The organism is Pantoea sp. E956-1 (genome assembly GCF_982223955.1).
Genome location: NZ_CEUYZP010000005.1, coordinates 60,051 through 83,553 on the forward strand (window position 1 = coordinate 60,051; position 23,503 = coordinate 83,553).

Sequence of the window (23,503 nt, forward strand, 5' to 3'; positions counted from 1 at the left end):
GTTCCCAGGTAAACATCGGTATTAACGACACCTTATCAGAGTCTGAACTCTTCACCCAAATAAACCCGCTTAACCTGCTCATCCGCAAGAATTTCATTCGGTGTGCCGTGCGCGATCAGGTGACCCTGGCTGACGATATAAGCCCGCTCACAGACCGCTAACGTTTCGCGTACGTTATGGTCGGTAATCAGCACACCGAGGCCGCTGTCACGCAGATGCTCAATGATTTTCTTAATGTCGATAACGGAGATGGGGTCAACACCGGCAAAAGGTTCATCCAGCAGGATAAATTTAGGATTAGCCGCCAGCGCCCGCGCAATCTCAACACGACGTCGCTCCCCCCCCGAAAGTGCCTGGCCCATGCTGTCGCGCAGGTGCTCAATGTGAAACTCTTCCATCAGCTCACGGGCGCGATCCTGGCGTTGCTCTTCGGTCAGATCGTCACGGATCTGCAAGACCGCCATCAGGTTATCGTAGACGCTGAGGCGACGGAAGATCGATGCCTCCTGCGGCAGATAGCCGATGCCACGACGCGCACGCGCATGCAGCGGCAGGATGCTGATATCTTCATCATCAATAATAATGCGGCCAGCGTCACGCGGCACAATGCCCACCACCATGTAAAAGGTGGTGGTTTTACCGGCACCGTTCGGGCCCAGCAGGCCGACAATTTCGCCGGATTTTACCTGCAGGCTGACATCTTCTACCACGCGACGGCCCTTATATGCCTTCGCCAGGTTTTCTGCGATTAATGTGGCCATAGCTATCAGTTACTCTTCTTTCCGCTGTTGGACGAACCTTTGTCCTGAAGTTGCGACGGCACCAGTACAGTCGTGACGCGCTTGTTCTGGCCCTGACTGAAAGCCTGCATTTTCTGCTCTTTCACCAGGTAGGTAATACGATCGCCTTTGATGTTGCTGTCCTGCTGCTCAATGAAGGCATTGCCGGTCAGTTCAACGAAATCGTTAGCCAGTTCGTAATGCAGTTTGGCGGCATGGCCCTGTACCGGCTTACCGCTGTCCTGCATCTGATAGAAGGTGGCGGGATTACCGTAGGCGTCTACGATGGTTTTCTTACTGTCGCCGCCCGGACGGGTCACCACCACTTTATCTGCCGTGATTTTAATTGAGCCCTGCGTCACGATGACATTGCCGGTAAAGGTCGCGACATTGCCTTGCAAATCCAGCGCCTGATTCTGCGAGTCAATGTTGACGGGCTTGTCCGAGTCACCGGTCAGAGCCAGCGCCGGAACGCTGGTTGCCAGCAGCAGGCTGGCCACTAAAAGCTTCAGGCTATTTTTGTTCATTTTGAATTTCATAAGAGGTTTTGACCTTCTCGATTAACTCGGCGTTTTTTGTCCGTAAATTGCCGCGCATTTTCATGCCGGTGGAGTTAAAACTGCGGCCATACAATGTCACCTGGTCATCAGAGGTAACGTCCTGAGTGACAAGATTAATCTGGGCGTTATCGGTTTTGATCCGCTCAAGCTGAGAATCCTGCGTCAGCGTATTCAGTTCAACATGGCCATACAGGTAAAGCATACGATCTTTGGTGAGCTTTGCTTTATCCGCGCGTAACGTCCAGGTAGGGATTTTGTTCTCATCAAAGGTGGTCATGACCGGATTGTCGAACCAGCTCAGTTCATCATCCGAGAAATAGGTCACTTTGTCAGAGACCAGTTTATATGACAGCGCGCCCTGCGGGTTGTAAACCACAGTGTGTGAATCAGCACTGGTATAGGTCGGTGACTGAGTGTCCATCCCGACTGGTGTGCCATCATCATCCTGGTTAGTAAGATTCCAGCCGATCAAAACCAGTGCAATCAAGGTCAGAATCAGCGTTATCCAACGCCTGCTTTTACTCATACTGATTGCCCTTTGGCATCCTCAAATTTGTTCTGCGCCATTAAGATCAGATCACATACTTCACGCACTGCACCGCGTCCACCGGCAATCCGCGTGACATAGTGCGCGCGCGGTAACAGGATCGGATGTGCATCTGCTACCGCCACGCTTAATCCTACTTTCGCCATAACCGGCCAGTCGATCAGATCGTCACCAATGTAGGCGACCTGGTCGTCGGAAAGAGACAGTTTATCCAGAAGTTCACGATAGGCCAAAAGCTTATCCGATTGTCCCTGATAAAGATGGCGGATGCCGAGCGTTTTGCAGCGATCTTCCATCAGACGGGCATTGCGGCCGGTAATAATAGCCACTTCCACATCGGAGGTCAGCAAACAGCGAACGCCGTAACCGTCCCGCACGTTGAATGCTTTCAGCTCTTCGCCATTGTTCCCCATGTAGATCACCCCGTCGGACATCACGCCATCGACGTCGCAGATCAGCAGACGAATTCTGCTGGCGCGCGCCATAACGTCAGCACTGACCGGCCCGTAGCAGGTTTCAATCGGGTGGATTGCCTGTTGCATTTTCTCTTCCTGTTCAGACTACGCCAGCGCGCAGCATGTCATGCATATGTACCACACCGAGCAGATGGTCGTCATCGGCCACCAGAATCGAGGTAATGTTTTTGGTCTGCATCAGGTTCAGGGCTTCCACCGCCAGCATATTAGGACGGACGCGGATGCCACCTGGTGTCATCACTTCCCCGATAGTGGCGCGCTGGAAATCGATGCCCATATCAAAGATGCGGCGCAGGTCACCATCAGTAAAGATACCTTCAATTTTCATCAGGCCATCGACGATTACCGTCAGCCCCAGATTTTTGCGGGTAATCTCCAGCAGCGCATCGCGTAGTGAGGCGTCTCGTGTGACGTGCGGCAGTTCATCGCCGCTGTGCATGATATCAGCCACATGCAGTAGCAGTTTGCGGCCCAGCGCACCGCCTGGATGGGAGAGAGCAAAGTCTTCCGCGGTGAAGCCGCGCGCTTCCAGCAGCGAAACCGCCAGTGCGTCGCCCATTACCAGCGTAGCCGTGGTGCTGGTGGTCGGTGCCAGACCCAGCGGGCAGGCTTCCTGCGGAACATGGACACACAGATGCACATCGGCAACCCGTCCCATCGCACTGTCAGGCCGTCCGGTCATGCAGATCAACGTGATGTGCTGACGCTTTAATACCGGAATCAGCGCGAGGATTTCGTTGGATTCACCGCTGTTGGAGATGGCGATAACCACATCATTTTTGCTTACCATGCCCAGATCACCATGGCTGGCTTCGGCCGGATGAACAAAAAACGCGGGCGTGCCGGTACTGGCAAAGGTCGCCGCCATTTTTTTGCCGATATGGCCAGACTTGCCCATGCCCATCACCACCACTTTCCCCCGACAGGCGTAGATCAGGGCACAGGCGCGGGCGAAATCGTCGTTGATATATTGATCGAGTTGTTCCAGACCTTCGCGTTCGATGCGCAGTACGGTTTTTCCCGCCTGCTGGAAATCAAATGCTGTTGGTTGCTGATATGACATAGTGAGTCTGTCCTTGTTAGCCGTCCATGAATGCCGGCTGCATCCACAGCAGCGTCACCCAGACGAAGAAACCACAGAGTAAAAATAAGCCTGCCGTACGGCCAACGCGTCGGCGACGTAGCAGGCAGAGCAGGGCAAACAGCACGCTCACTCCCAGCATCACCCAGTAATCACGGGCGAAGGCGTGATAATCGACACTGCCAGGGTGAATCAGCGCCGGCAGACCCAGCACAATGGCAATATTATAAATGTTGGCGCCGATCAGATTGCCGATCGCGATATCATCTTCGCCTTTCAGCGCACCGGCAATAACCGTTGCCAGCTCGGGCAGGCTGGTGCCCACGGCGATCAGCGTCAGGCCCATCACCAGTTCGCTGACGCCAAAATAGTCGGCAAACGCTGTGGCATTGTCGATCACCATGCGTGTCGACATCGGCAGGATGATCAGCGCGACGGCCAGCCAGAGAAAAGCCACCGTATTTCCGCTCTCTTCGCGAGGCAGCTCGGCCAGCTGCTCGCGGGTCAGGGTATCGTTGTTGTCCCGTTCGGCTTTGCGCGCAATGCGAATCACCACCATCAGATAAACAGCGGCAATGGCGATCAGGCCAATTCCATCCAGTCGACTAAGCTGATTGTCAAACAGCATGAATCCGCTGAGCAGAGTCACCAGCAGCATCAACGGCAGTTCACGGCGTATCAGATTAGAATGGACGCTGAGCGGGTGCATAAGCGCAGCGGCACCCAGTATGAGTAAAATATTGGTAATATTCGAGCCGAGCGCGGTGCCAACAGCAAGATCCATCTGGCCATGCTGCGCCGCGGAAAAGGAGAGGATCATCTCTGGCAGCGAGGTGCCGATGCTGACAACGGTCATGCCAATAATCAGTGGCGGGATGCCAAATGATCGACACAATATAGAGGCGCTAAACACCAGACGATCGGCACCATATGCCAGTAAAAGCAAACCGATAATCAGCAGTGCAGAAGCTACGAACATGAAAAATCCTTGCGTAAAAACCCAGGCCGGCAATGCCTTTCCCGACCGGTTTAAGGTTCTGTTTGGCGAGACAGGCGCTGATTTTGACCGTCCGGACGGCAAAAGTAAATTTAATGACCATTTTCGCCAAATCTTAGCGGTAAGTTTCTGTAAAGCTATCGTGAATCAGGACCGAACAGGCTACCATCGTACCCCATGTTTACGCCCGATCCTTACAAGAGGTTATAATGATCCAGCAGCAATCGAATCTGGTTGAGGTTCGTGGCGTGAGTTTTTCGCGCGGAGATCGCACCATCTTCGATGACATTTCGCTGACCGTGCCGAAAGGCAAAGTGACGGCGATAATGGGGCCGTCGGGGATAGGAAAAACCACGCTGCTACGCTTGATTGGGGGGCAACTTCAGCCGACCAGCGGTGAAATCTTTTTCCGTGGTGAAAACATTCCGTCATTATCTCGCACTAAATTGTACGAAGCGCGCAAAAAAATGAGCATGCTGTTCCAGTCTGGCGCGCTGTTCACTGACCTGACGGTCTATGAAAATGTGGCCTGGCCGCTGCGTGAACATACCCGTCTGCCCCCTCCGCTGCTGCACAGCACGGTGCTGATGAAGCTGGAAGCGGTGGGTCTGCGTGGCGCGGCCCAGCTGAAGCCCGCGGAGCTGTCGGGCGGAATGGCGCGTCGTGTGGCACTGGCGCGCGCTATCGCGCTGGAGCCGGAACTGATCATGTTTGATGAGCCTTTCGTCGGACAGGATCCAATCACGATGGGTGTGCTGGTAAAACTCATTGATGAACTGAACCATGCTCTGGGCCTGACCTGTATTGTGGTCTCGCACGACGTACCGGAAGTACTGAGTATTGCGGACTATGCCTATATCGTGGCCGGCCAAAAAATTATCGCACAAGGCACCACGCCGGAGTTGCGAGAGAATAATGATCCGCGCGTCCGCCAGTTTATTGATGGTGATGCGGATGGTCCGGTTCCCTTCCGTTTTCCTGCCGGCGACTATCTCGCTGATTTAACCGGCTCAGGGAGTAACTAAACTGATGGTGTTGAAGGCGCTGGCGACATTTGGACGTCAGGGAATTGAAACGTGCGCCAGTTTTGGACGCGCAGGATTAATGCTGTTTCATGCGCTGGTGGGTAAGCCAGCGTTCCGCAGACACACGCCGCTACTGATTAAACAACTTTATAGCGTCGGCGTGCTGTCGCTGCTGATCATCGTGGTTTCCGGTCTGTTTATCGGCATGGTGCTTGGCCTTCAGGGTTATCTGGTCTTAAACACCTACGGCGCGGAAACCAGCCTCGGCATGCTGGTGGCGCTGTCATTGCTGCGCGAACTGGGGCCGGTTGTGACCGCGCTGCTGTTCGCCGGACGGGCAGGGTCTGCACTAACTGCCGAAATCGGCCTGATGAAGGCCACCGAACAGCTCTCCAGCATGGAGATGATGGCGGTTGACCCGTTGCGCCGGGTGGTTTCGCCGCGCTTCTGGGCCGGTTTTATCAGTATGCCGTTACTGACGCTGATTTTTACCGCGGTAGGGATTGCCGGTGGGGCGCTGGTCGGGGTGAGCTGGAAAGGGATTGATCCGGGTTTCTTCTGGTCGGCGATGCAGAATGCCGTCGATTTTCGTGCCGATGTGGTTAACTGCCTGATTAAAAGTGCGGTATTTGCCATTACCGTGACGTGGATTGCGCTGTTTAACGGCTATGATGCGATTCCAACCTCTGAAGGGATCAGTCGCGCGACGACGCGCACTGTGGTGCACGCGTCACTGGCGGTGCTCGGATTGGATTTTGTGCTGACAGCACTGATGTTTGGGAATTGATGCAATGCAAAGCAAAAAAAGCGAAATCTGGGTTGGCATATTTATGATTATGGCGTTGCTGGCGGCGCTGTTTCTCGCGCTGCGCGTCGCCGATTTAAAGTCGATGGGTACTGAGCCGACGTGGAAGCTCTACGCCACCTTCGACAATATTGGCGGTCTTAAAGCCAGTTCGCCGGTCAAGATTGGCGGGGTGGTGATTGGCCGTGTGACCGACATTGAGTTAGAGCCGAAAACGCTGCTGCCGCGTGTCACCATGGACATCAGCGATCAGTATGCGAATAAAATTTCAGACACCAGCTCGCTGGCGGTTCGCACTCAGGGACTGCTGGGTGAGCAATTCCTGGCACTCAACTTAGGATTTGACGATCCTGAACTGGGTTCGGCGATGCTGAAAGATGGCGATACGCTGCGCGATACGAAATCCGCTATGGTGCTCGAAGATCTGATCGGTCAGTTCCTTTATAAGAGCGGCGATAATAAACAAAACAGTGACAACAAGGATGCGCAGGAAGGCGGCAGTGCTGCGCCTGCGGCACCGGCTCAACCTTAAAGAAGAGGGTATACCATGTTTAAACGTTTACTGATGATTGCCATGCTGGTGGTTGCGGTACCGCTGACGGCAACCGCAGCCGATCAGAGCAACCCCTACAAACTGATGAATGAAGCGGCGCAAAAGACGTTCACCCGCCTGAAAAACGAGCAGCCGAAAATCAAGCAGGACCCTAACTACCTGCGTCAGATTGTGCGTCAGGAGTTGCTGCCCTATGTGCAGATTAAATATGCAGGCGCGTTAGTGCTGGGCCGCTACTATCGTGATTCGACGCCCGCTCAGCGTGAAGCCTACTTCAGCGCCTTTGGTGACTATCTGGCGCAGGCTTATGGTCAGGCACTGGCACTGTACAACGGACAGAGCTACCAGATTCAACCTGAGCAGCCGTTAGGCGATGCCCAGATTGTCGCCATTCGCGTTTCCATTATCGACCCGAATGGTCGTCCACCGGTTCGCCTCGACTTCCAGTGGCGTAAAAACAGCCAGAGCGGTAACTGGCAGGCGTATGACATGATCGCCGAAGGCGTCAGCATGATTACCACCAAACAAAATGAGTGGAGCGATCTGTTACGTACCAAAGGTATCGAGGGTCTGACGGCGCAGCTGAAATCGTCTGCGGCACAGCCAATCACGCTGGATAAACAATAATAATGCATGAATCGTTACGCTGGGAGCGGGAAGCCAGCACGCTGTTACTGAAAGGTGAACTGGATCGCGACACGTTGATGAGCCTGTGGCAGCAACGTGAGACGCTGATTAAAGATGTCGATACCATCGACGTCGCGGCGCTGGAGCGTGTTGATTCCTCCGGGCTTGCCCTGCTGGTGCACCTGCGGGAAATCGCCCGGGCACAGGGTATTACCCCACGCTTTACAGGCATCAGTGATAAACTGCACTCGCTGATTACGCTTTACAATCTGCAACAGATTATTGTTTCTGCGGATAAAAGCGCCTGATTTCCGGTTGTTATGCTAAGCCCCTGTTTTTAACAGGGGCTTTTGCGTATTTAAGAGTCAGCCGCTTTCCTCTACTATGTCAGCCTTATTATTATTAAGTGAAGTTAAGCCCAATGGAAAACAGTGAAATTCAGGCCGTGCTGATGGCAGCATTGCCTTTAGACGAAGTGCATGTGATGAGCAATGATGGCAGCCATTTTCAGGTGATCGCCGTAGGCGAACTGTTTGGCGAACTGAGCCGCGTGAAAAAGCAGCAGGCTGTCTACGCGCCGCTGATGGAGTTTATCGCGGATAACCGTATTCATGCTGTCTCTATCAAAACCTATACTCCCGCTGAATGGGCGCGTGACCGTAAACTCAACGGTTTCTGATCCCCAGCGTGGTGAACTCGTCGCTGGCGAGTCCAATCTTTAGCTAGTTAATTGAGAGCCGTGTTAATGGACAAATTTCGTGTGCAAGGCCCCACCCGCTTAAGTGGTGAAGTAACCATTTCCGGGGCAAAGAACGCCGCGCTTCCTATTCTGTTTGCTGCGCTGCTGGCTGAAGAGCCGGTCGAGATCCAGAATGTGCCAAAGCTGCGCGACATTGATACCACCATGAAGCTGCTGAGCCAGCTGGGTGCGAAGGTGGAACGCAACGGTTCTGTGCATGTCGATGCCAGCGCGGTAGATGTATTTTGTGCGCCATACGATCTGGTCAAAACCATGCGTGCCTCAATCTGGGCGCTAGGCCCGCTGGTGGCGCGTTTTGGTCAGGGGCAGGTTTCCCTGCCGGGTGGCTGCGCTATCGGCGCGCGTCCGGTTGATCTGCACATCACCGGTCTTGAACAGCTGGGTGCCGAGATCAAGCTGGAAGAGGGCTACGTGAAAGCGTCAGTCAATGGCCGTCTGAAGGGCGCACTGATTGTCATGGACAAAATCAGCGTCGGCGCGACCGTGACCATCATGAGTGCTGCGACGCTGGCGACCGGTACCACCGTGATTGAGAATGCGGCGCGTGAGCCGGAAATTGTCGATACCGCCAACTTCCTGAACACCCTGGGCGCAAGAATCAGTGGAGCAGGCAGCGATAAAATCACCATCGAAGGCGTAGAGCGTCTGGGTGGCGGTGTTTATCGTGTCCTGCCAGACCGTATCGAAACCGGTACCTTCCTGGTGGCTGCCGCCATTTCGGGTGGCAAAGTGATGTGTCACAAAACTCAGCCGGATACGCTGGATGCTGTGCTGGCTAAGCTGCGTGATGCGGGTGCCGATATCGAAACCGGTGAAGACTGGATCAGTCTGGATATGCACGGCAAACGGCCAAAAGCGGTCAACGTGCGTACTGCACCGCATCCAGGTTTCCCTACTGATATGCAGGCGCAGTTCACACTGTTAAACATGGTCGCGGAAGGCACGGGCGTAATTACCGAAACCATTTTCGAAAACCGTTTCATGCATATCCCGGAACTGATTCGTATGGGCGGACATGCTGAGATTGAGAGCAACACGGCGATCTGTCATGGGGTTGAGACCCTGTCAGGTGCCCAGGTGATGGCGACCGATCTGCGTGCTTCAGCCAGTCTGGTTCTGGCCGGTTGTATCGCGGAAGGAACGACCTTCGTTGATCGCATTTATCACATCGATCGTGGCTATGAGCACATCGAAGATAAACTTAAAGCAATGGGCGCGAACATCGAGCGCGTCAGCGAAGAGTAATCCCGCAGAGGCTCTGAAAGAGCCAGCCCCATCCGGGGGCTGGTTTTTTTTCGCCTGAGGATTGCCGGAAATCTCAGGCATTATCGACAGGCGCCCGGATACGTTTCCTGCGATCCAGCAGGCAGTGGGTCTCGGGATCGTAATAGCGGCTGGGCCAGATCTCACAAGGATGAACCTTGAGCGCGTCGGCGATCAACCATTCGCCCTTGGGCCATGGACGCGTCAGCGCATTAGCCAGCGTTGATGAACTCAGACCTGCTGCGCGTGACAGCGCCGCCAGTGTCATTCCACGCTTATGCAGCGCCGCGATAATGTCAGCCGGGTGCCAGTCTTCCATCCTTTTTTGCATATCCTGTTCTCCTTTTCCCTGTCATTGCGTCGTCCAGCGGGACGTTGGCTTTCCTTTTTACTTTTATCTGGAAAGATTAAGGTTTTTATAGCAAATCTTTCCCATTAGTTTCCAGTAATATTTGGATCCAGCATCTGATCTGTGCGATGGCATACAAAAGGAGTGCAACAGTTAAGAAGGAACAAAAGAAGTGAGAGCAGGGACGTAAAAACGGAGCCCGGCAGGCTCCGTAGGGGATCAGAAATCGCGCTGAACTGACATGTGCGCCAGCGACTCCAGCGCACTGCGCCACGGTGATTCGGGCAGAATGCGCAAGGCGTCAATCGCTTTATCCGCTTCCTGTTCGGCGCGGCTGCGCGTCCATTCGAGTGAACCACACTGATTCATCGCTTCCAGTACTGGTTCCAGCAGATGGCGGCCATTTCCCTGCTCAATGGCTTCACGGATCATCTTCGCCTGTTCAGGTGAGCCGTGCTGCATAGCATGCAGCAGTGGCAGCGTCGGTTTGCCTTCACTCAGATCATCGCCGGTATTTTTGCCCAGCGTCTCGCCGTCAGCACTGTAATCCAGTAAATCGTCGATTAACTGGAAAGCGGTACCCAGATAGCGCCCATAATCCTGCAGCGCTTTTTCCTCTTCAGGTGTGGCTTCAGCCAGTATCGCCGAGGCCTGCGAGGCCGCCTCAAACAGGCGCGCGGTCTTGCTGTAAATCACGCGCATGTAACTCTCTTCGGTGATGTCGGGATCGTTGACGTTCATCAGCTGCAGCACTTCGCCCTCAGCAATCACGTTTACCGCTTCTGACATCAGCGCCAGGATACGCAGCGAACCCATGCTGGTCATCATCTGGAAGGCGCGGGTGTAAATAAAATCACCGACCAGCACGCTTGCCGCATTGCCAAACGCCGCGTTCGCGGTCGCTTTGCCACGACGCATATCGGATTCATCCACGACATCGTCATGCAGCAGCGTGGCGGTGTGGATAAATTCGATCAGCGCCGCATTGGTCACGTGCAGATCGCCCTTGTAGCCCATGGCACGTGCGGATAGCACGGCAATCATAGGACGGATACGCTTGCCCCCACCACTGATGATGTAGTAGCCCAACTGGTTGATGAGCGAGACATCTGAATTCAGCTGGTCGAGGATGGTCTGGTTAACGGCAGCCATATCCTGTGCGGTTAATTCATTAATCTGTTCTAAGTTCATTCGTCTTTTCAGCTATGACTCGTTATCTCTGCCATGGTAAGTGGTTTACCCAGCCAGCGTTCAGGTAATCTGTTACTGATTGTACTTGAATTTTCTGCCTGAGAAACGGTTGCATTCAGCCTGTGTTTTTTTTCTGCAAGAGTGTGCAAAGTGCTCTTGTCTTCTTCTGGAGTTTTGCGTAGAATTCGCGCCCTATTGTGAATATTTAGCGCGCCGCCTGATGAACTAAAAGGCAAGCGCAGAAGCGGAGTTTTATATGTACGCGGTTTTCCAAAGTGGTGGTAAACAACACCGAGTAAGCGAAGGTCAGACCGTTCGCCTGGAAAAGCTGGACATCGCAACCGGTGAAACGATTGAGTTTGACCAGGTTCTGATGATTGCTAATGGCGAAGACGTGAAAATCGGCGCGCCACTGGTTTCAGGCGGAATGATCAAGGCAGAAGTTGTTGCTCACGGTCGTGGCGAGAAAATTAAGATCGTTAAGTTTCGTCGTCGTAAGCACTACCGTAAGCAAGCAGGCCATCGCCAGTGGTTCACTGATGTGAAAATCACTGGTATCACGGCATAAGAGGAGATCTGACAAATGGCACATAAAAAGGCTGGTGGTTCGACTCGAAATGGTCGTGACTCCAATGCAAAACGTCTGGGTGTAAAACGTTTCGGTGGCGAATCTGTTCTGGCAGGTAGCATCATCGTTCGTCAGCGTGGCACCAAATTCCACGCCGGTACCAATGTAGGTTGTGGTCGTGACCACACCCTGTTTGCTACCGCAGACGGTAAAGTACAGTTCGAAGTTAAAGGTCCGAACAACCGTAAATACATCAGCATCGTTGCTGAGTAAGGTTGTCGTGACGCAGACGTTTAACGTCTGAACGCACGAATTGAAGGCCCCGCAGCTCCTGCGGGGCTTTTTACATTCTGCGGTCTGTTGCGGTAAAAGCGACGCATCACAAAAAGTTTGCTGTACACTTTATGTACGCACTGGCGAAAGCCAATCCTGATTTATCCGCCGCTGGTCAGCGCAGAAGACCCTGGCGGACCCGTCTGCAGAGTGCTGCAGGCGATTGTGTGACGGAGATAGAAAATGAAGTTTGTTGATGAAGCGACAATTTTGGTCGTCGCCGGTGATGGCGGTAATGGTTGCGTGAGCTTCCGCCGCGAAAAATATATCCCGAGAGGCGGCCCTGACGGGGGTGATGGCGGTGACGGCGGTGACGTTTATCTGATCGCTGATGAAAACCTCAATACCCTTATCGATTATCGTTTCGAAAAATCTTTCCGCGCCGAGCGTGGGCAGAATGGCCAGAGCCGCGACTGTACCGGTAAACGCGGTAAAGATATCGAAGTTAAAGTGCCGGTTGGCACCCGGGTTATCGATCAGGGTACCGGCGAGACACTTGGCGACATGACGCGTCACGGCCAGAAACTGATGGTCGGCAAAGGCGGCTGGCACGGCCTGGGTAATACCCGTTTTAAATCATCTGTGAACCGCAGTCCGCGCCAGAAAACCATGGGTACCCCAGGTGAAAAGCGCGACCTGCAGCTGGAGCTGATGCTGCTGGCAGATGTCGGGATGCTGGGCTTACCGAATGCCGGTAAATCGACCTTTATCCGTGCCGTATCGGCAGCCAAACCAAAAGTGGCGGATTATCCGTTTACCACGCTGGTGCCGAGTCTGGGCGTGGTTCGTATGGACAGCGAGCAGAGCTTCGTCGTGGCCGATATCCCAGGCCTGATTGAAGGCGCAGCCGATGGCGCAGGCCTCGGTATTCGTTTCCTGAAGCACCTTGAGCGCTGCCGCGTATTGCTGCATCTGATCGACATCGATCCCATCGATGAAAGCGATCCGGTTGAAAATGCGCGCATTATTCTCGGCGAGCTGGAAAAATACAGCGAGAAGCTGTTCAACAAGCCACGCTGGCTGGTCTTCAACAAAATTGATCTGATCAGTGAAGAAGAGGCACAGTCACGGGCTAAAGCGGTGGCTGAAGCGCTGGGCTGGGAAGATAAGTATTATCTGATTTCTGCCGCAAGCCGTACCGGTGTCAACGAACTCTGCTGGGACGTGATGAGCTTCATCAACGCTAACCCGAAAGAAGCAGAGCTTGAAGAGAAGCAACCGGAGAAAGTGGAGTTCATGTGGGACGATTACCACAAAGAAACCATTGAAAATACGGTTGAAGTGGAAGATGAAGAGTGGGATGACGACTGGGATGATGAAGACGACGAAGGCGTTGAAATTATCTATCAGCGTTAACCGATCGCCTGCTGCAGCGTGATATACAATGCCCCCTTTCAGGCCTGAAAGGGGGCATTGTTCTGTCTGCAGCTAGCTCATTACCGCCACACTCAGTCGCGCACTGCAGCACAGCTGATCCCGACCATTCCGAATCTCAATCTGCCAGCTCTGACTGCGTTTACCGAGATGCAGTGGACGGCAAATGCCCCGCACCAGACCCGCAGAAACCGCACGATGATGGCTGGCATTCACTTCAACGCCAACTACGCTGCTGCCTTCTTCAACCGCCAGATACCCGGCAATTGAGCCCATTGACTCCGCCAGCACCACGGACGCACCGCCATGCAGCAGCCCGAACGGCTGTTGCGTACGGGCATCGACCGGCATCGTCGCTTCCAGATAATCATCACCAATCAGGGTAAAAACGATACCCAGATGGGCCACCAGAGAGTTCTCACCCAGCGCATTCAGGGCGGGAAGATCAATGGATCGCTTCCAGATCGCTGTCATTATCAGGCTCCCAGGGTTGCGCCACCATCAACCACAATATCCTGCAGCGTCACATGACTGGCAAGATCCGACGCGAGAAACAGTACGGTGGCTGCAATTTCCTGCGGCTGCGCGATCTTGCCCAGCGGGATACCCAGCTTGAACTGATCCGGGAAGCCGGCAATCATCTCCTGCTCACCCGTCGGTGTGTGCCACAGACTGCGCTGCATATCGGTGTCGGTGGAACCGGGTGAAACGATGTTGCAGCGCACGCCATAGGGCGCCATCTCCAGACCCACGGTCTGACAGAGACTGCGCAGCGCCGCTTTTGAAGCGCCATAAGCGGACATGCCAATACGCGGGGCATGAGCCGAATTAGACGCGACGGTGACGATGGCACCGGTGCGCTGTTCGCGAAAGCGTGGCAATGTCTGCTGGAACAGATTAAACGCGCCGCCCGCATTGATGTTAAGACACGCCTGCCAGTCGGCAAATGACAGCTCATCGGTGGCACCAATCCGTAAGATACCGGCTGCGTTGACCAGCACATCAATGCGCGGCTGCGCGGCCAATACGCGCTGGCAGATCGTTTTGACCTGAGCCGGATCGGCCACATCCATCGTGTGGCAGGGGAACGGGTAATCATGGCCCTTAAAACGTTGATCAAAGGCCTCAACCTGTGCGCCAGCCTGATGAAAGGCTAACGCAGTATGATAGCCGATGCCCTGGCCGGCACCGGTTACCCAGACGATTTTACCGCTGAAGTCGAATGTGTGGCTCATTTCGCCGGCTCCCGCGCCAGCAGCGCCCACCAGCCATCAATGCTCGGATTTTTCGCCAGACTGACGAAATCGATATCGCGGTGTACCTGACGCCAGCGGGCTGCCAGCGCCATCACGCGTACTGAGTCCAGGCCGTAATCAATCAGGTTTTCATCATCTTCCGGCACCTCATCATCTTCCAGCAGCGGCAGGATCAACGCGCGCAAATCATCTTTGCTGAGCGGCACAGGCATCAGATCGGCGGTCATCACCACTTTTCCGCTACGGCCCGCGGTGTAGGTGAGCGCCATCATATGTTCCTCACGGCTGAAGTCAGCCAGCGCATCGGCCACCATAAACGGCTGAATATTGCGCATAAACGCATCGGTTGCGGTGGTCAGGCAGCCAATATGGGCATAGACGCCGGTGATAATCAGCTGATCGCGGCCCATCTCCTGCAGGATCGACTCCAGCGGCGAGCGGTGAAATGCACTGTAGCGCCATTTGGTCAGGACCTGATCGTCCTCATCCGGTGCCAGCGCATCCACGATCTTCTGCTGATCGGGATGTTTATTCAGTCCCGGTCCCCACATGTCGTTGAGCAGCGCACGATCTTCATCGCTCTGCGCGTTTGGCTGAGCGGTGTAAAACACCGGAATGCCCTGCGCTTTGCAGTAGCGACGCAGGCGGGCAATATTGTCGACTACCTGTTCAACCAGCGGGCTGTTGTCGCCCCAGAAGTTGAGAAAATAGCGCTGCATATCGTGGATCAGCAGGGCGGCACGGCCCGGCTCCAGTGTCCATTTCACTTTGTTGTTGGGCAACTCAGTGGCGGCTGGCAGCGGATAAGAGGTCAGTTGTGGAATAGCCATTGAAATTCTCCGGACAGATCAGGCTTGCGCTTGTTGATCGGCAAGTTGTTGGCGCAGACGTTTTTTGTCCACCTTTCCGACCGCGGTCAGCGGCAGGGCATCTACGCAGGTAATACGGTCGGGCAGCTTGAATTCTGCCACGCCAAGTTCACGCAGGTGGCGACGCAGCGCCACCGGTTTAACCGGCTGACGGGTAACGATAAAGGCGCAGCTCTTTTCACCCATCAGCTCATCGCTCATGGAGACCAGCGCAGCGTGGATCACATCCGCATGGCGCTGCAGCAGGTTTTCGATCTCTTCGGCTGCGATCTTCTCGCCGCCCCGGTTGATCTGATCTTTCTCCCGGCCCTGCACGATAATGTTGCCAGAGGGCGTTATTTCAATCAGATCGCCGGAGCAGTAAAAGCCCTGGTCATCGAAGCTGGCGGCGTTATGTTCCGGACTGTTGTAGTAGCCGCGGAACGTATAAGGGCCACGCGTCATCAGGCGACCGATGGAGCCTGCTGGCAATGGATTACCCTGATCGTCGGCGACCCACACCTCGTCATCCGGAGAGATCGGGCGCCCCTGCGTGGTGAGAATGGTCTGCTCATCGTCATCCAGACGGGTGTAGTTCACCAGACCTTCCGCCATACCAAACACCTGCTGCAGGGTGCAGCCGATCTCGTTCTGGATGCGCGCAGCCAGCGTTTCGCCCAGTTTTGCGCCACCGACCTGAATGCGTTGCAGCGAGGCCAGCACGGCATTGCTGCCCCATTCCTGAATCGCCTGCAGCCAGAGACTGGCAGCGGGTGGAACCAGGCCGGTATCGGTAACCTGATGTTTTTCAATCAGCGGGAAGCAGAGAGTTGCGCTGGGATCGGCGGCTAAGATCACCTGTCCGCCTGCATAAAAAACGCCCAGCGCGCCCGGCGAACTCATCGGGAAGTTATGCGCGGCGGGCAGGGCGATCAGGTAGCGGGTGTCGGCGGTCACACCGCAGATAACGTCACTTTCACGGATGCTGTAGTAGTAATCATTATGGGTGCGTGGGATCAGTTTCGGTGTACCGGTACTGCCACCCGACAGCTGGAAAAAGGCGACTTCATCGCCTGCGGTCGGGGTTGTGATGAAGTTGCCCGCGGGTTCAGCCAGCAGGGCGTCGAGGCTGTTTTCCGTCTGAGCGTCATTGCGCAGGATCACCTGCTGCAGTGAAGCCTGATCGTGGCGGAGTTGTGCAATAAACGCATCATTGGCGAACAGTGCGTGGCTGCGATCGGCAATTAACAGGCTCGGCGAGATCTGACTGGCATAGGCGGCCAGTTCGGTGCGCTGATGGCTGAACAGGGCGTTAACCGGGGCGACGCCGATTTTGAACAGGGCAAACAGCGTCAGGTAAAATTCCGCCACGTTGCCAAGCTGCACCAGCGCCGTATCGCCTGACTTCAGGCCGCGACGCTGCAATGCCGTGGCCAGGTTGTCACTCAGCGCCGCCAGCTGGCGATAGGTAAATTGTCGTTCGCCATCAATCACCGCCACGCTCTCGCTGTCGCGATGACGTTCCAGGATGTCGGTCATCGGCAGATCGAGCCAGTAGCCTTTTTCACGGTAACGTGCGGCCAGATCGTCCGGCCAGCGGCTGTAGGAAATCGTCATACAGGTTCCTTTATTGCAGTCCAAAAGCGCGAAGCATGGTGTCGAGTTTGACGCCGGTTTCACGCCATTCTGATTCAGGTTGTGAGTCCGCTACGATGCCTGCGCCCGCAAACAGCCGCACCCGCGGGCCATTCACCGTACCGCAGCGAATGGTGACGACCCATTCGCCATTGCCCTGATCGTCACACCAGCCGACGATGCCGCCAAACAGCTGACGTTCAAATGGCTCCAGTCGCTGAATCAGCGCCTGAGCACGCTGATGCGGGAAGCCGCTGAGCGCCGGTGTCGGATGCAGCAGACAGGCCAGTGACAGCGCATTTTCGCCATCGTCCAGCACGTCACCCTGAATCTGCGTAGCGAGATGCCACAGTGTTGCGGTGGTCAGCAGTGAAGGCGTCTCGGGGACCGACAGCAGGCGGCTGCGCGGCTGCAGCGTCGCACGCATCGCATCCGTGACCAGCTTATGCTCATGACGATCTTTTGCTGAGTGCATCAGGCTGTCGCCAGAGGCCTGGTCATGCTGCGGATCGCGATGACGCGGCGCTGAGCCAGCCAGCGGACAGGAGCTGAACTGGCGGCCCTGCTTACGAATCATCAGCTCCGGGCTGGCGCCAACCAGCGCGCCGCCATCTGGCAGCGGCAGATGAAAGTGGTAGCTGTTAGGGTTCTGCGCCACGATGCGCTGCATCAGGGCGGCCGTATCAACCGGCTGTTCCGCCACGATATCCATCAGCCGCGACAACACCACTTTATCCAGATCGCCGCGCTGCGTGGCAGCCACTGCCTGCGCAACCATGTCGATGAAAATGTCATGTTCCGGCACCGCCGTGCGGCGACGCACCTGCGGCAGTTCAGCCTCAGCCAGAGAGGCACTGGCGTTGAGATCGTCACGGTTGAAGGTCTGATACGACTCAGGGATAAACAGCGCAGCGGACTGATCCACGTCGAAGGGGATTGCGCCCACCAGAATGGGATGGGCAATGCCCTGTTTTCTGGCTGAAGCAAAATGGTGCTGTAGTTGCTGCTGAAACTCCCCTGTCAGCTGCTCACCCTGCCTCACCGGCGCGGTAAGGGTAGTAAAACAGCCCTGTGTGGTCAGGCTTTGCCAGGGAGAGGTAAACAGAAAGCCACGGCAGAGTGCCGGGAAATCCTGCAACAAGGGATGTTCAAACGCCAGCGATTCCACCATAATTTCCACCTATAAATGATAAGATAACTAATAATGATTATCATTTGTATTGTGGGCCAGTAACCTACGTTGATTAGCCGAAAGTGTCAATAATTACGCGGCGGTTCAGCTGGCATTGCCGGTTAAATCAGCACAAATGGTCTCTCTCTTTTTCCAGGTAAACGTGGACGAAAATCTATGAGCAAACATGGTGTCACATCGGCGATAGCGCTGTTTTTACTGAGCATTAGTCTGTTCAGCGTTACTGCTGCTGCCCAGACCGGCTGGCCGCGTACCGTCGCCGGGACAAAAGGCAATATCACGCTGACCCAGGCACCCATGCGTATCGTTTCGACCAGCGTTACTCTGACAGGCTCGCTGCTGGCGATTGATGCGCCGGTCGTCGCCAGTGGCGCAACCGCACCCGGCAGTCGGCTGGCTGATAAGCAGGGATTCTTCCGTCAGTGGGGCGAAGTGGCCAAACAGCGCGGCGTCAAACGTCTCTACATCGGTGAGCCCAGTGCCGAAGCGATTGCTGCTGAAGCGCCAGACCTGATTGTGGTCAGTGCCACCGGGAATGATTCGGCGATCAAACTGGTCGATCAGCTCACGGCGATTGCGCCGGTGCTGGTGGTGAATTACGACGATAAAAGCTGGCAGCAACTGGTGACGTTGCTGGGCGAGGCGACCGGACATGAAGCGGAAGCTGCCGCCCGGAAAGCTGAGTTTGATGCGCGAGAACAGACCCTGAAAGCGAAACTGACCCTGCCGCCGCAGCCGGTTTCAGCGATGGTGTGGAACGGGGATGGCCGGGCAGTCAATCTGTGGACGGATGCGTCGGCGCAGGGGAAATTACTGCAGCAACTGGGCTTCACCCTGGCGACGCCGCCGGCCACTCTTCAGTCGGGTCACAGCATGGGACAGCGTAAAGATATCCTGCAACTGTCAGGGGAAAATCTGGCGGCAGGCCTTAATGGTCAATCATATCTGCTGTTTGCCGCTGAAGAGCCCACCGCCGCACAGGTGATGAGCAACCCTTTCCTGTCGCAGACCCCAGCGGTGCGCGCAAAAGCGGTCTATGCGCTGGGGCTGGATAGCTTCCGGCTCGACTACTACAGCGCCAGCAATTTGCTGACGCGGCTGGAGACGCTGTTCGTTAAATCATGATCCCGTTTCCGCCGGGGCAGGCGGTTGATAGCGACGCAGACGTGCCATCAGCAGCCACATGATGATGCCCAGCACGGTGGCTGCCAGACCAGACAGGCTGGCTGCCTGCTGCGGCAACATTAGTGAACCCATCGCGCCAATCATCGCTGCACCAATCGCATCGCCGGTGACATTCTGCGCTGTCCAGAGGCTGTTGATCCTGCCGAGCAGCGCATCAGGCGTCAGCGTCTGGATCATCGCGTACTGCACCAGGCTGTTGATGGCACTGAAATAGCCAAAGGCCGCAAGGCAGACCAGACTCGCGCTGAACCACGGCATGAGACTGAACAGAGCCAGTGCGACGAAAGCAGCAATGGCACTTGCCAGAATCAGGCGGCCCGGTTGCGATGACTGTGCCAGCCGTCCGCTGGTGAGCGCACCTGTGGCAGCACCCAGCGGAACGGCGGCATACATCAGCCCTAACTCTGTCACGCCGACCTGCCAGTGTGGCGCCAGCGCCGGATAGAGCACGCGCACCGCACTGGCTAACGTCACCAGCGCGCCGACCAGCGCCGCCATGCCAACAATCGGGCTGGCAAACAGGAATTGCACGCCGCTGGCCAGTGCTTTCAGCGGATGTTCACGCGGCTGCGGCGGTGGCGCAAGCCGCGGCAATCGCAGCAGGGTTAACACCGTCAGCAACGTGCCGAACGCCGCCAGTCCGTAGTTCCACGCCACACCGCCCTGCGCGATGACCAGTCCGGCAATGGCCGGGGAGAGAATCGCGCCAAAGCGCACCGTCAGCATGGTAATCGCACCTGCTTTCATCAGATTTTCACGCCCGACCAGCGCCGGAGTTGCCGCCAGCAGCGCGGTGACGCCTATCGCGCCGAAAAAACCATCCCACAGTCCCAGCACAAAGACGGCGATCACCGACGGCGAAGGGAGCAGGGCATTGATGCATAAGGCGACAAAGCCCAGGCCACAGGTGGATCGGGCAAACAGGATCAGACGTCGGCGCTCATAGCGATCCGCCAGCACGCCGCCAGTCAGCAGGCCGATAAACATGCCGGCACCGGCCAGCGTCACCGCCAGACCCACCAGCAGCGGCGACTGCGTCAGTTGCTGAATCTGAACCGGTACCGCCACCGCCAGCATGCCGAGGGCGACAATGGAGATAAAGCGGGCGATAAAAATGGCGCGAAAGGCGGGGTGGGTTCTCAGCAGGCTGAGATCGATAAAGTGGGAGGGTTTGTTCATAACGTCGCTTTTTTGCACCCATTTTCCTCATCATTGAGTCCGGGAGTCATGGTAACATACAAAAAATCACTAATAACGATAACAAGTATCATTATCATAATGACTCGTGCTGCGATCTCAATGAATCGGTGAAGGTTTAAACGTTATGCGTCAACTTCGTGCAATAGCAGGTTCAGGGATGCTGCTGTTGTTGCTTCTCGCGCTCAGCCTGATGCTGGGCGCCAAATCTATCCCCTTTCATGATGTCACGCAGGCCTTATTCAGCGACTGTAACCGCGTCGATTGTGTCATCGTGCGCGATGCCCGACTGCCGCGCACCCTGGCGGGTCTGCTGGCCGGGATCAGTTTAGGTCTGGCGGGCGCGCTGATGCAGAGCCTGACGCGCAATCCGCTGGCCGATCCCGGCATTCTCGGTATCAACGCCGGTGCGGGCTTTGCGGTGGTGCTGGGCATCGCCCTGTCTGGCGCAGATTCCCCCGCTGACTGGCTTGGCTTTGCCTTTACGGGCGCACTGCTGGCCTCCCTGCTGGTGGCGCTGACCGGCGCGCTGGGCGGTGGCCGCGTTAACCCGGTACGTCTGACGCTGGCAGGCGTGGCGCTGGGCGCGGTGCTGGAGGGGTTAACCTCTGGTTTATCGCTGCTCAATCCTGACATCTACGATCATCTGCGTTTCTGGCACAGCGGCTCGCTGGATATCCGCAATTTTGCCATTCTGCGCACCACCTTTCCGGCGGTAGTCGCCGGTAGCCTGCTGGCGCTGCTGCTGGCGCGTTCGCTCAACAGCCTGAGTATGGGCGGTGATATGGCGACCGCGCTGGGTACCCGGGTGATGCGTACCCAGCTGGTGGGATTACTGGCTATTGCGCTGCTGAGTGGGGCGGCGACAGCCGCTGTCGGCCCCATCGCTTTTGTCGGCTTAATGACGCCACATCTGGCCCGCTGGCTGCTGGGTAACGATCATCGCTGGATGCTGCCCGGAACCCTTCTTATCACCCCCTGTTTGCTGCTGGCCGCCGATATTCTGGGACGGCTGCTGGTACCGGGCGAACTGCGCGTGTCGATTGTCACGGCCATACTGGGCGCGCCGATGCTGATTGTGCTGGCGCGCCGCAAGTCGGGAAGAGGGCAGCTATGAAACGGGTGATAATTAATGCGCTGATGCTGCTGGTGGCCTGCGGGGTGCTGGCCTTTCTGAGCATTACGCGTGGCACCTTACCGATCTCCGCCAGCCAGTTGTGGGCCCTTATCAACGGCGAGGCGGCGCGTAACATACAGCTGATTGTACTGGAGTGGCGACTGCCGCGCGTCATGATGGCGCTGCTGATTGGTGCGGCACTGGGCGTCAGCGGGGCAATTTTTCAGTCGCTGCTGCGCAACCCGCTGGGCAGCCCCGATATTCTGGGTTTCAATACCGGCGCTTACAGCGGCGTGCTGGTGGCGCTGGTGCTGTTCCAGCAAAACATGGAGGGCATGACGCTGGCGGCACTGCTTGGCGGACTGCTCACCGCGGGCGTGGTCTGGCTGTTCAGCTGGCGCAACGGCGTGGAGACCTTTCGTCTGATCATTGTAGGCATCAGCGTGCGAGCGCTGCTGATGGCGCTGAACAGCTGGCTGATTATCAGCGCCTCACTGGAAGCGGCACTGAGCGCCGGGCTCTGGAGCGCCGGTTCACTCAACGGCATTACCTGGGCGAAAACGACACCGGTGATTACGGTGCTGCTGCTGGCGTTGCTGGCCACAAGCATGCTGGCCCGGCGCATGCGTCTGCTGGAGATGGGTGACGACACTGCCTGCGCGCTGGGTGTACCGGTTGAACGCAGCCGTGTTTTGCTGATGCTGACGGGCGTGATCCTCACCGCCGCCTCTACCGCGCTGGTCGGTCCCATCTCCTTTATTGCGCTGCTGGCACCGCAGATTGCTCGTCGGTTGTGTGGCGGTATCAAAGGCGCGCTGCCGCTGGCTGCCTTGTGCGGCGCGCTGCTGTTAACCGCCGCGGATTACGCCGCGCAGCACTTTTTCCTGCCTTATCAGCTGCCGGTTGGCGTCATCACGGTTAGCCTGGGCGGACTCTATCTGATTGCTTTACTGGTACGGGAGGCGCGACGCCAATGACAGTGAAAACACGTTTGCAGGGCGACGCGCTGACGCTGGGGTATGACAAAAAAATCGTGGCGGAGAATCTCACCGTCGCGATCCCCGACGGTGAACTGACCGTTATTATTGGCCCCAACGCCTGCGGAAAGTCGACGCTGCTGCGTACCTTAAGCCGCCTGGTCTCGCCCCTGAAAGGCCAGGTGCTGCTGGATGGTAATGCGATTGCTCACTACGCTACCAAAGAGGTGGCGCGTCGGCTGGGGCTGCTACCGCAAAGCTCGAATGCGCCAGCGGGCATCAGCGTCAGCGAACTGGTCGCGCGCGGGCGTTATCCGCACCAGTCGTTGTTTGGTCGCTGGCGACAGGACGATGAGACGGCTGTTCAGCAGGCAATGCAGGCTACCGGCGTGGCAGACTTAGCGCAGCAGCAGGTTGATACGCTCTCTGGCGGCCAGCGGCAGCGGGTGTGGATTGCGATGGTGCTGGCTCAGCAGACGCCTCTGTTGCTGCTGGATGAACCGACCACCTGGCTCGACATCGCCCATCAGATTGAATTGCTGGAATTAATGCAGGATCTCAATCAGCAGCATGGCCGTACGCTGGTGGTGGTGCTGCACGATCTCAATCAGGCGTGCCGCTATGCCAGCCACCTGATTGCGATGCGAGACGGGAAAATCATTGCCGAAGGGAAACCGGCGGAGATCGTCACGCCGGAACTGATAGAAGCGATCTACGGCCTGCGCTGCATCATCATTAACGATCCGGTGGCCGGTACGCCGATGATTGTGCCGCTGGGAAGAGGCTGACCTGCGCTTTCTCCACCCGA

The 23,503-nt window shown here is 56.3% G+C and carries 29 protein-coding genes; 15 read left to right on the forward strand and 14 right to left on the reverse strand.

Features of this window, described 5'->3' with window-relative positions; genetic code table 11:
- Window positions 1–35 precede the first annotated feature (35 nt).
- Genes lptB through AC0T7J_RS14425 form a run of 6 tightly spaced genes read right to left on the reverse strand, consistent with a single transcriptional unit; the run spans window position 36 to window position 4,422 of the window.
- Window positions 36–761 (reverse strand): LPS export ABC transporter ATP-binding protein, encoded by a 726-nt coding sequence (lptB, locus tag AC0T7J_RS14400; RefSeq protein ID WP_003851107.1) that lies wholly within the window; start codon window positions 759–761, stop codon window positions 36–38.
- 5 nt (window positions 762–766) lie between these two features.
- The gene (gene lptA / locus AC0T7J_RS14405; RefSeq protein ID WP_039386959.1) at window positions 767–1,318 is read right to left on the reverse strand and encodes a lipopolysaccharide ABC transporter substrate-binding protein LptA; all 552 of its coding nucleotides are present in this window, start codon (window positions 1,316–1,318) and stop codon (window positions 767–769) included.
- Window positions 1,293–1,865, reverse strand: coding sequence for an LPS export ABC transporter periplasmic protein LptC (lptC, locus tag AC0T7J_RS14410; RefSeq protein ID WP_473795074.1), 573 nt, complete (start codon window positions 1,863–1,865; stop codon window positions 1,293–1,295). The genes lptA and lptC overlap by 26 nt, the downstream gene beginning before the upstream one ends.
- Window positions 1,862–2,428, reverse strand: a complete 567-nt coding sequence (gene kdsC / locus AC0T7J_RS14415) for a 3-deoxy-manno-octulosonate-8-phosphatase KdsC (RefSeq protein ID WP_473795076.1) — start codon at window positions 2,426–2,428, stop codon at window positions 1,862–1,864. Before kdsC ends, lptC begins: the two co-directional genes overlap by 4 nt.
- Window positions 2,429–2,441: 13 nt before the next feature.
- Window positions 2,442–3,425: an arabinose-5-phosphate isomerase KdsD gene (gene kdsD / locus AC0T7J_RS14420; protein ID WP_473795078.1), complete on the reverse strand. Its 984-nt coding sequence runs from the start codon at window positions 3,423–3,425 to the stop codon at window positions 2,442–2,444.
- A 16-nt stretch (window positions 3,426–3,441) separates the two neighbouring features.
- Window positions 3,442–4,422, reverse strand: a complete 981-nt coding sequence (locus tag AC0T7J_RS14425) for a calcium/sodium antiporter (RefSeq protein WP_473795080.1) — start codon at window positions 4,420–4,422, stop codon at window positions 3,442–3,444.
- Here AC0T7J_RS14425 and AC0T7J_RS14430 point away from each other — a divergent pair.
- The 8 genes from AC0T7J_RS14430 (at window position 4,421) to murA (ending at window position 9,455) form a co-directional block, all read left to right on the forward strand.
- Window positions 4,421–4,678, forward strand: a complete 258-nt coding sequence (locus AC0T7J_RS14430; RefSeq protein ID WP_124889623.1) for a hypothetical protein — start codon at window positions 4,421–4,423, stop codon at window positions 4,676–4,678. The two genes, AC0T7J_RS14425 and AC0T7J_RS14430, sit on opposite strands and share 2 nt — an antisense overlap.
- Window positions 4,650–5,465 carry a phospholipid ABC transporter ATP-binding protein MlaF gene (gene mlaF / locus AC0T7J_RS14435; RefSeq protein WP_473795081.1) on the forward strand — a complete coding sequence of 272 codons (816 nt, stop codon included), beginning with the start codon at window positions 4,650–4,652 and terminating at the stop codon, window positions 5,463–5,465. Before AC0T7J_RS14430 ends, mlaF begins: the two co-directional genes overlap by 29 nt.
- Window positions 5,466–5,469: 4 nt before the next feature.
- On the forward strand, window positions 5,470–6,252 hold the full coding sequence (gene mlaE / locus AC0T7J_RS14440; protein WP_010251894.1) for a lipid asymmetry maintenance ABC transporter permease subunit MlaE: 783 nt from the start codon (window positions 5,470–5,472) through the stop codon (window positions 6,250–6,252).
- A 4-nt stretch (window positions 6,253–6,256) separates the two neighbouring features.
- The gene (gene mlaD / locus AC0T7J_RS14445; RefSeq protein WP_473795083.1) at window positions 6,257–6,802 is read left to right on the forward strand and encodes an outer membrane lipid asymmetry maintenance protein MlaD; all 546 of its coding nucleotides are present in this window, start codon (window positions 6,257–6,259) and stop codon (window positions 6,800–6,802) included.
- A gap of 15 nt (window positions 6,803–6,817) precedes the next feature.
- Window positions 6,818–7,450, forward strand: a complete 633-nt coding sequence (gene mlaC / locus AC0T7J_RS14450) for a phospholipid-binding protein MlaC (protein WP_473795085.1) — start codon at window positions 6,818–6,820, stop codon at window positions 7,448–7,450.
- Between the two features lie 2 nt (window positions 7,451–7,452).
- Window positions 7,453–7,758 carry a lipid asymmetry maintenance protein MlaB gene (mlaB, locus tag AC0T7J_RS14455; protein WP_010251883.1) on the forward strand — a complete coding sequence of 102 codons (306 nt, stop codon included), beginning with the start codon at window positions 7,453–7,455 and terminating at the stop codon, window positions 7,756–7,758.
- Window positions 7,759–7,871: 113 nt separating this feature from the next.
- Window positions 7,872–8,129 carry a BolA family iron metabolism protein IbaG gene (gene ibaG, locus AC0T7J_RS14460; protein WP_010251880.1) on the forward strand — a complete coding sequence of 86 codons (258 nt, stop codon included), beginning with the start codon at window positions 7,872–7,874 and terminating at the stop codon, window positions 8,127–8,129.
- A 66-nt stretch (window positions 8,130–8,195) separates the two neighbouring features.
- Entirely contained in the window at window positions 8,196–9,455 is a 1,260-nt protein-coding gene (gene murA / locus AC0T7J_RS14465) for a UDP-N-acetylglucosamine 1-carboxyvinyltransferase (RefSeq protein WP_010251868.1), read from the forward strand.
- 73 nt (window positions 9,456–9,528) lie between these two features.
- On the opposite strand, the gene AC0T7J_RS14470 is transcribed toward murA, so the two are convergent.
- A complete protein-coding gene (locus AC0T7J_RS14470; protein WP_473795087.1) occupies window positions 9,529–9,804 on the reverse strand; it encodes a helix-turn-helix domain-containing protein in 276 nt (91 codons plus the stop codon).
- A gap of 237 nt (window positions 9,805–10,041) precedes the next feature.
- Entirely contained in the window at window positions 10,042–11,013 is a 972-nt protein-coding gene (ispB, locus tag AC0T7J_RS14475) for an octaprenyl diphosphate synthase (protein WP_031592018.1), read from the reverse strand.
- A gap of 256 nt (window positions 11,014–11,269) precedes the next feature.
- Between ispB and rplU the strand changes: the two genes are divergently transcribed.
- From rplU to cgtA, 3 genes are all read left to right on the forward strand, one after another.
- Window positions 11,270–11,581 (forward strand): 50S ribosomal protein L21, encoded by a 312-nt coding sequence (rplU, locus tag AC0T7J_RS14480; RefSeq protein WP_008925416.1) that lies wholly within the window; start codon window positions 11,270–11,272, stop codon window positions 11,579–11,581.
- A gap of 15 nt (window positions 11,582–11,596) precedes the next feature.
- On the forward strand, window positions 11,597–11,854 hold the full coding sequence (gene rpmA / locus AC0T7J_RS14485) for a 50S ribosomal protein L27 (protein ID WP_003851093.1): 258 nt from the start codon (window positions 11,597–11,599) through the stop codon (window positions 11,852–11,854).
- Window positions 11,855–12,097: 243 nt separating this feature from the next.
- Window positions 12,098–13,270 (forward strand): Obg family GTPase CgtA, encoded by a 1,173-nt coding sequence (cgtA, locus tag AC0T7J_RS14490; RefSeq protein ID WP_003851092.1) that lies wholly within the window; start codon window positions 12,098–12,100, stop codon window positions 13,268–13,270.
- 72 nt (window positions 13,271–13,342) lie between these two features.
- Here cgtA and AC0T7J_RS14495 read toward each other — a convergent pair whose 3' ends face one another.
- From AC0T7J_RS14495 to AC0T7J_RS14515, 5 genes are read right to left on the reverse strand one after another with little or no spacing between them, the layout of a single operon-like run.
- On the reverse strand, window positions 13,343–13,762 hold the full coding sequence (locus tag AC0T7J_RS14495; RefSeq protein ID WP_029519501.1) for a hotdog fold thioesterase: 420 nt from the start codon (window positions 13,760–13,762) through the stop codon (window positions 13,343–13,345).
- 2 nt (window positions 13,763–13,764) lie between these two features.
- Complete coding sequence (dhbA, locus tag AC0T7J_RS14500; RefSeq protein WP_473795091.1) at window positions 13,765–14,523, reverse strand: 2,3-dihydro-2,3-dihydroxybenzoate dehydrogenase; 759 nt, start codon at window positions 14,521–14,523, stop codon at window positions 13,765–13,767.
- Window positions 14,520–15,374 carry an isochorismatase family protein gene (locus AC0T7J_RS14505; RefSeq protein WP_337011247.1) on the reverse strand — a complete coding sequence of 285 codons (855 nt, stop codon included), beginning with the start codon at window positions 15,372–15,374 and terminating at the stop codon, window positions 14,520–14,522. Before AC0T7J_RS14505 ends, dhbA begins: the two co-directional genes overlap by 4 nt.
- An 18-nt stretch (window positions 15,375–15,392) precedes the next feature.
- On the reverse strand, window positions 15,393–17,009 hold the full coding sequence (locus AC0T7J_RS14510; protein ID WP_473795093.1) for a (2,3-dihydroxybenzoyl)adenylate synthase: 1,617 nt from the start codon (window positions 17,007–17,009) through the stop codon (window positions 15,393–15,395).
- A 10-nt stretch (window positions 17,010–17,019) separates the two neighbouring features.
- Window positions 17,020–18,198 carry an isochorismate synthase gene (locus AC0T7J_RS14515; RefSeq protein WP_473795095.1) on the reverse strand — a complete coding sequence of 393 codons (1,179 nt, stop codon included), beginning with the start codon at window positions 18,196–18,198 and terminating at the stop codon, window positions 17,020–17,022.
- Between the two features lie 177 nt (window positions 18,199–18,375).
- On the opposite strand from AC0T7J_RS14515, the gene fepB reads away from it, so the two are divergent.
- Window positions 18,376–19,344, forward strand: coding sequence for a Fe2+-enterobactin ABC transporter substrate-binding protein (gene fepB / locus AC0T7J_RS14520; RefSeq protein ID WP_473795097.1), 969 nt, complete (start codon window positions 18,376–18,378; stop codon window positions 19,342–19,344).
- Here the strand turns inward: fepB and entS are convergent.
- Window positions 19,339–20,583: an enterobactin transporter EntS gene (gene entS / locus AC0T7J_RS14525; RefSeq protein ID WP_473795099.1), complete on the reverse strand. Its 1,245-nt coding sequence runs from the start codon at window positions 20,581–20,583 to the stop codon at window positions 19,339–19,341. The two genes, fepB and entS, sit on opposite strands and share 6 nt — an antisense overlap.
- Window positions 20,584–20,728: 145 nt before the next feature.
- Between entS and fepD the strand changes: the two genes are divergently transcribed.
- Genes fepD through AC0T7J_RS14540 form a run of 3 tightly spaced genes read left to right on the forward strand, consistent with a single transcriptional unit; the run spans window position 20,729 to window position 23,483 of the window.
- The gene (gene fepD / locus AC0T7J_RS14530; RefSeq protein WP_424997644.1) at window positions 20,729–21,718 is read left to right on the forward strand and encodes a Fe(3+)-siderophore ABC transporter permease; all 990 of its coding nucleotides are present in this window, start codon (window positions 20,729–20,731) and stop codon (window positions 21,716–21,718) included.
- Window positions 21,715–22,695 carry an iron-enterobactin ABC transporter permease gene (fepG, locus tag AC0T7J_RS14535; protein ID WP_069025740.1) on the forward strand — a complete coding sequence of 327 codons (981 nt, stop codon included), beginning with the start codon at window positions 21,715–21,717 and terminating at the stop codon, window positions 22,693–22,695. Before fepD ends, fepG begins: the two co-directional genes overlap by 4 nt.
- The gene (locus AC0T7J_RS14540; protein ID WP_010251825.1) at window positions 22,692–23,483 is read left to right on the forward strand and encodes an ATP-binding cassette domain-containing protein; all 792 of its coding nucleotides are present in this window, start codon (window positions 22,692–22,694) and stop codon (window positions 23,481–23,483) included. The genes fepG and AC0T7J_RS14540 overlap by 4 nt, the downstream gene beginning before the upstream one ends.
- The last annotated feature ends 20 nt before the right edge of the window (window positions 23,484–23,503 follow it).

What these genes read in the sequence shown, in the direction of transcription:
- murA (WP_010251868.1), top strand. Translation starts at nt 8,196, where the DNA reads ATGGACAAATTTCGTGTGCAAGGCCCCACCCGCTTAAGTGGTGAAGTA.
- mlaD (WP_473795083.1), top strand. Translation starts at nt 6,257, where the DNA reads ATGCAAAGCAAAAAAAGCGAAATCTGGGTTGGCATATTTATGATTATG.
- AC0T7J_RS14425 (WP_473795080.1), bottom strand. Translation starts at nt 4,422, where the DNA reads ATGTTCGTAGCTTCTGCACTGCTGATTATCGGTTTGCTTTTACTGGCA.
- mlaF (WP_473795081.1), top strand. Translation starts at nt 4,650, where the DNA reads ATGATCCAGCAGCAATCGAATCTGGTTGAGGTTCGTGGCGTGAGTTTT.
- entS (WP_473795099.1), bottom strand. Translation starts at nt 20,583, where the DNA reads ATGAACAAACCCTCCCACTTTATCGATCTCAGCCTGCTGAGAACCCAC.
- fepD (WP_424997644.1), top strand. Translation starts at nt 20,729, where the DNA reads ATGCGTCAACTTCGTGCAATAGCAGGTTCAGGGATGCTGCTGTTGTTG.
- AC0T7J_RS14495 (WP_029519501.1), bottom strand. Translation starts at nt 13,762, where the DNA reads ATGACAGCGATCTGGAAGCGATCCATTGATCTTCCCGCCCTGAATGCG.
- fepB (WP_473795097.1), top strand. Translation starts at nt 18,376, where the DNA reads ATGAGCAAACATGGTGTCACATCGGCGATAGCGCTGTTTTTACTGAGC.
- kdsC (WP_473795076.1), bottom strand. Translation starts at nt 2,428, where the DNA reads ATGCAACAGGCAATCCACCCGATTGAAACCTGCTACGGGCCGGTCAGT.
- AC0T7J_RS14540 (WP_010251825.1), top strand. Translation starts at nt 22,692, where the DNA reads ATGACAGTGAAAACACGTTTGCAGGGCGACGCGCTGACGCTGGGGTAT.
- mlaE (WP_010251894.1), top strand. Translation starts at nt 5,470, where the DNA reads ATGGTGTTGAAGGCGCTGGCGACATTTGGACGTCAGGGAATTGAAACG.
- AC0T7J_RS14470 (WP_473795087.1), bottom strand. Translation starts at nt 9,804, where the DNA reads ATGCAAAAAAGGATGGAAGACTGGCACCCGGCTGACATTATCGCGGCG.
- ibaG (WP_010251880.1), top strand. Translation starts at nt 7,872, where the DNA reads ATGGAAAACAGTGAAATTCAGGCCGTGCTGATGGCAGCATTGCCTTTA.
- fepG (WP_069025740.1), top strand. Translation starts at nt 21,715, where the DNA reads ATGAAACGGGTGATAATTAATGCGCTGATGCTGCTGGTGGCCTGCGGG.
- AC0T7J_RS14515 (WP_473795095.1), bottom strand. Translation starts at nt 18,198, where the DNA reads ATGGTGGAATCGCTGGCGTTTGAACATCCCTTGTTGCAGGATTTCCCG.
- lptC (WP_473795074.1), bottom strand. Translation starts at nt 1,865, where the DNA reads ATGAGTAAAAGCAGGCGTTGGATAACGCTGATTCTGACCTTGATTGCA.
- ispB (WP_031592018.1), bottom strand. Translation starts at nt 11,013, where the DNA reads ATGAACTTAGAACAGATTAATGAATTAACCGCACAGGATATGGCTGCC.
- AC0T7J_RS14430 (WP_124889623.1), top strand. Translation starts at nt 4,421, where the DNA reads ATGAAAAATCCTTGCGTAAAAACCCAGGCCGGCAATGCCTTTCCCGAC.
- AC0T7J_RS14505 (WP_337011247.1), bottom strand. Translation starts at nt 15,374, where the DNA reads ATGGCTATTCCACAACTGACCTCTTATCCGCTGCCAGCCGCCACTGAG.
- mlaB (WP_010251883.1), top strand. Translation starts at nt 7,453, where the DNA reads ATGCATGAATCGTTACGCTGGGAGCGGGAAGCCAGCACGCTGTTACTG.
- mlaC (WP_473795085.1), top strand. Translation starts at nt 6,818, where the DNA reads ATGTTTAAACGTTTACTGATGATTGCCATGCTGGTGGTTGCGGTACCG.
- dhbA (WP_473795091.1), bottom strand. Translation starts at nt 14,523, where the DNA reads ATGAGCCACACATTCGACTTCAGCGGTAAAATCGTCTGGGTAACCGGT.
- rpmA (WP_003851093.1), top strand. Translation starts at nt 11,597, where the DNA reads ATGGCACATAAAAAGGCTGGTGGTTCGACTCGAAATGGTCGTGACTCC.
- rplU (WP_008925416.1), top strand. Translation starts at nt 11,270, where the DNA reads ATGTACGCGGTTTTCCAAAGTGGTGGTAAACAACACCGAGTAAGCGAA.
- AC0T7J_RS14510 (WP_473795093.1), bottom strand. Translation starts at nt 17,009, where the DNA reads ATGACGATTTCCTACAGCCGCTGGCCGGACGATCTGGCCGCACGTTAC.
- lptA (WP_039386959.1), bottom strand. Translation starts at nt 1,318, where the DNA reads ATGAAATTCAAAATGAACAAAAATAGCCTGAAGCTTTTAGTGGCCAGC.
- lptB (WP_003851107.1), bottom strand. Translation starts at nt 761, where the DNA reads ATGGCCACATTAATCGCAGAAAACCTGGCGAAGGCATATAAGGGCCGT.
- cgtA (WP_003851092.1), top strand. Translation starts at nt 12,098, where the DNA reads ATGAAGTTTGTTGATGAAGCGACAATTTTGGTCGTCGCCGGTGATGGC.
- kdsD (WP_473795078.1), bottom strand. Translation starts at nt 3,425, where the DNA reads ATGTCATATCAGCAACCAACAGCATTTGATTTCCAGCAGGCGGGAAAA.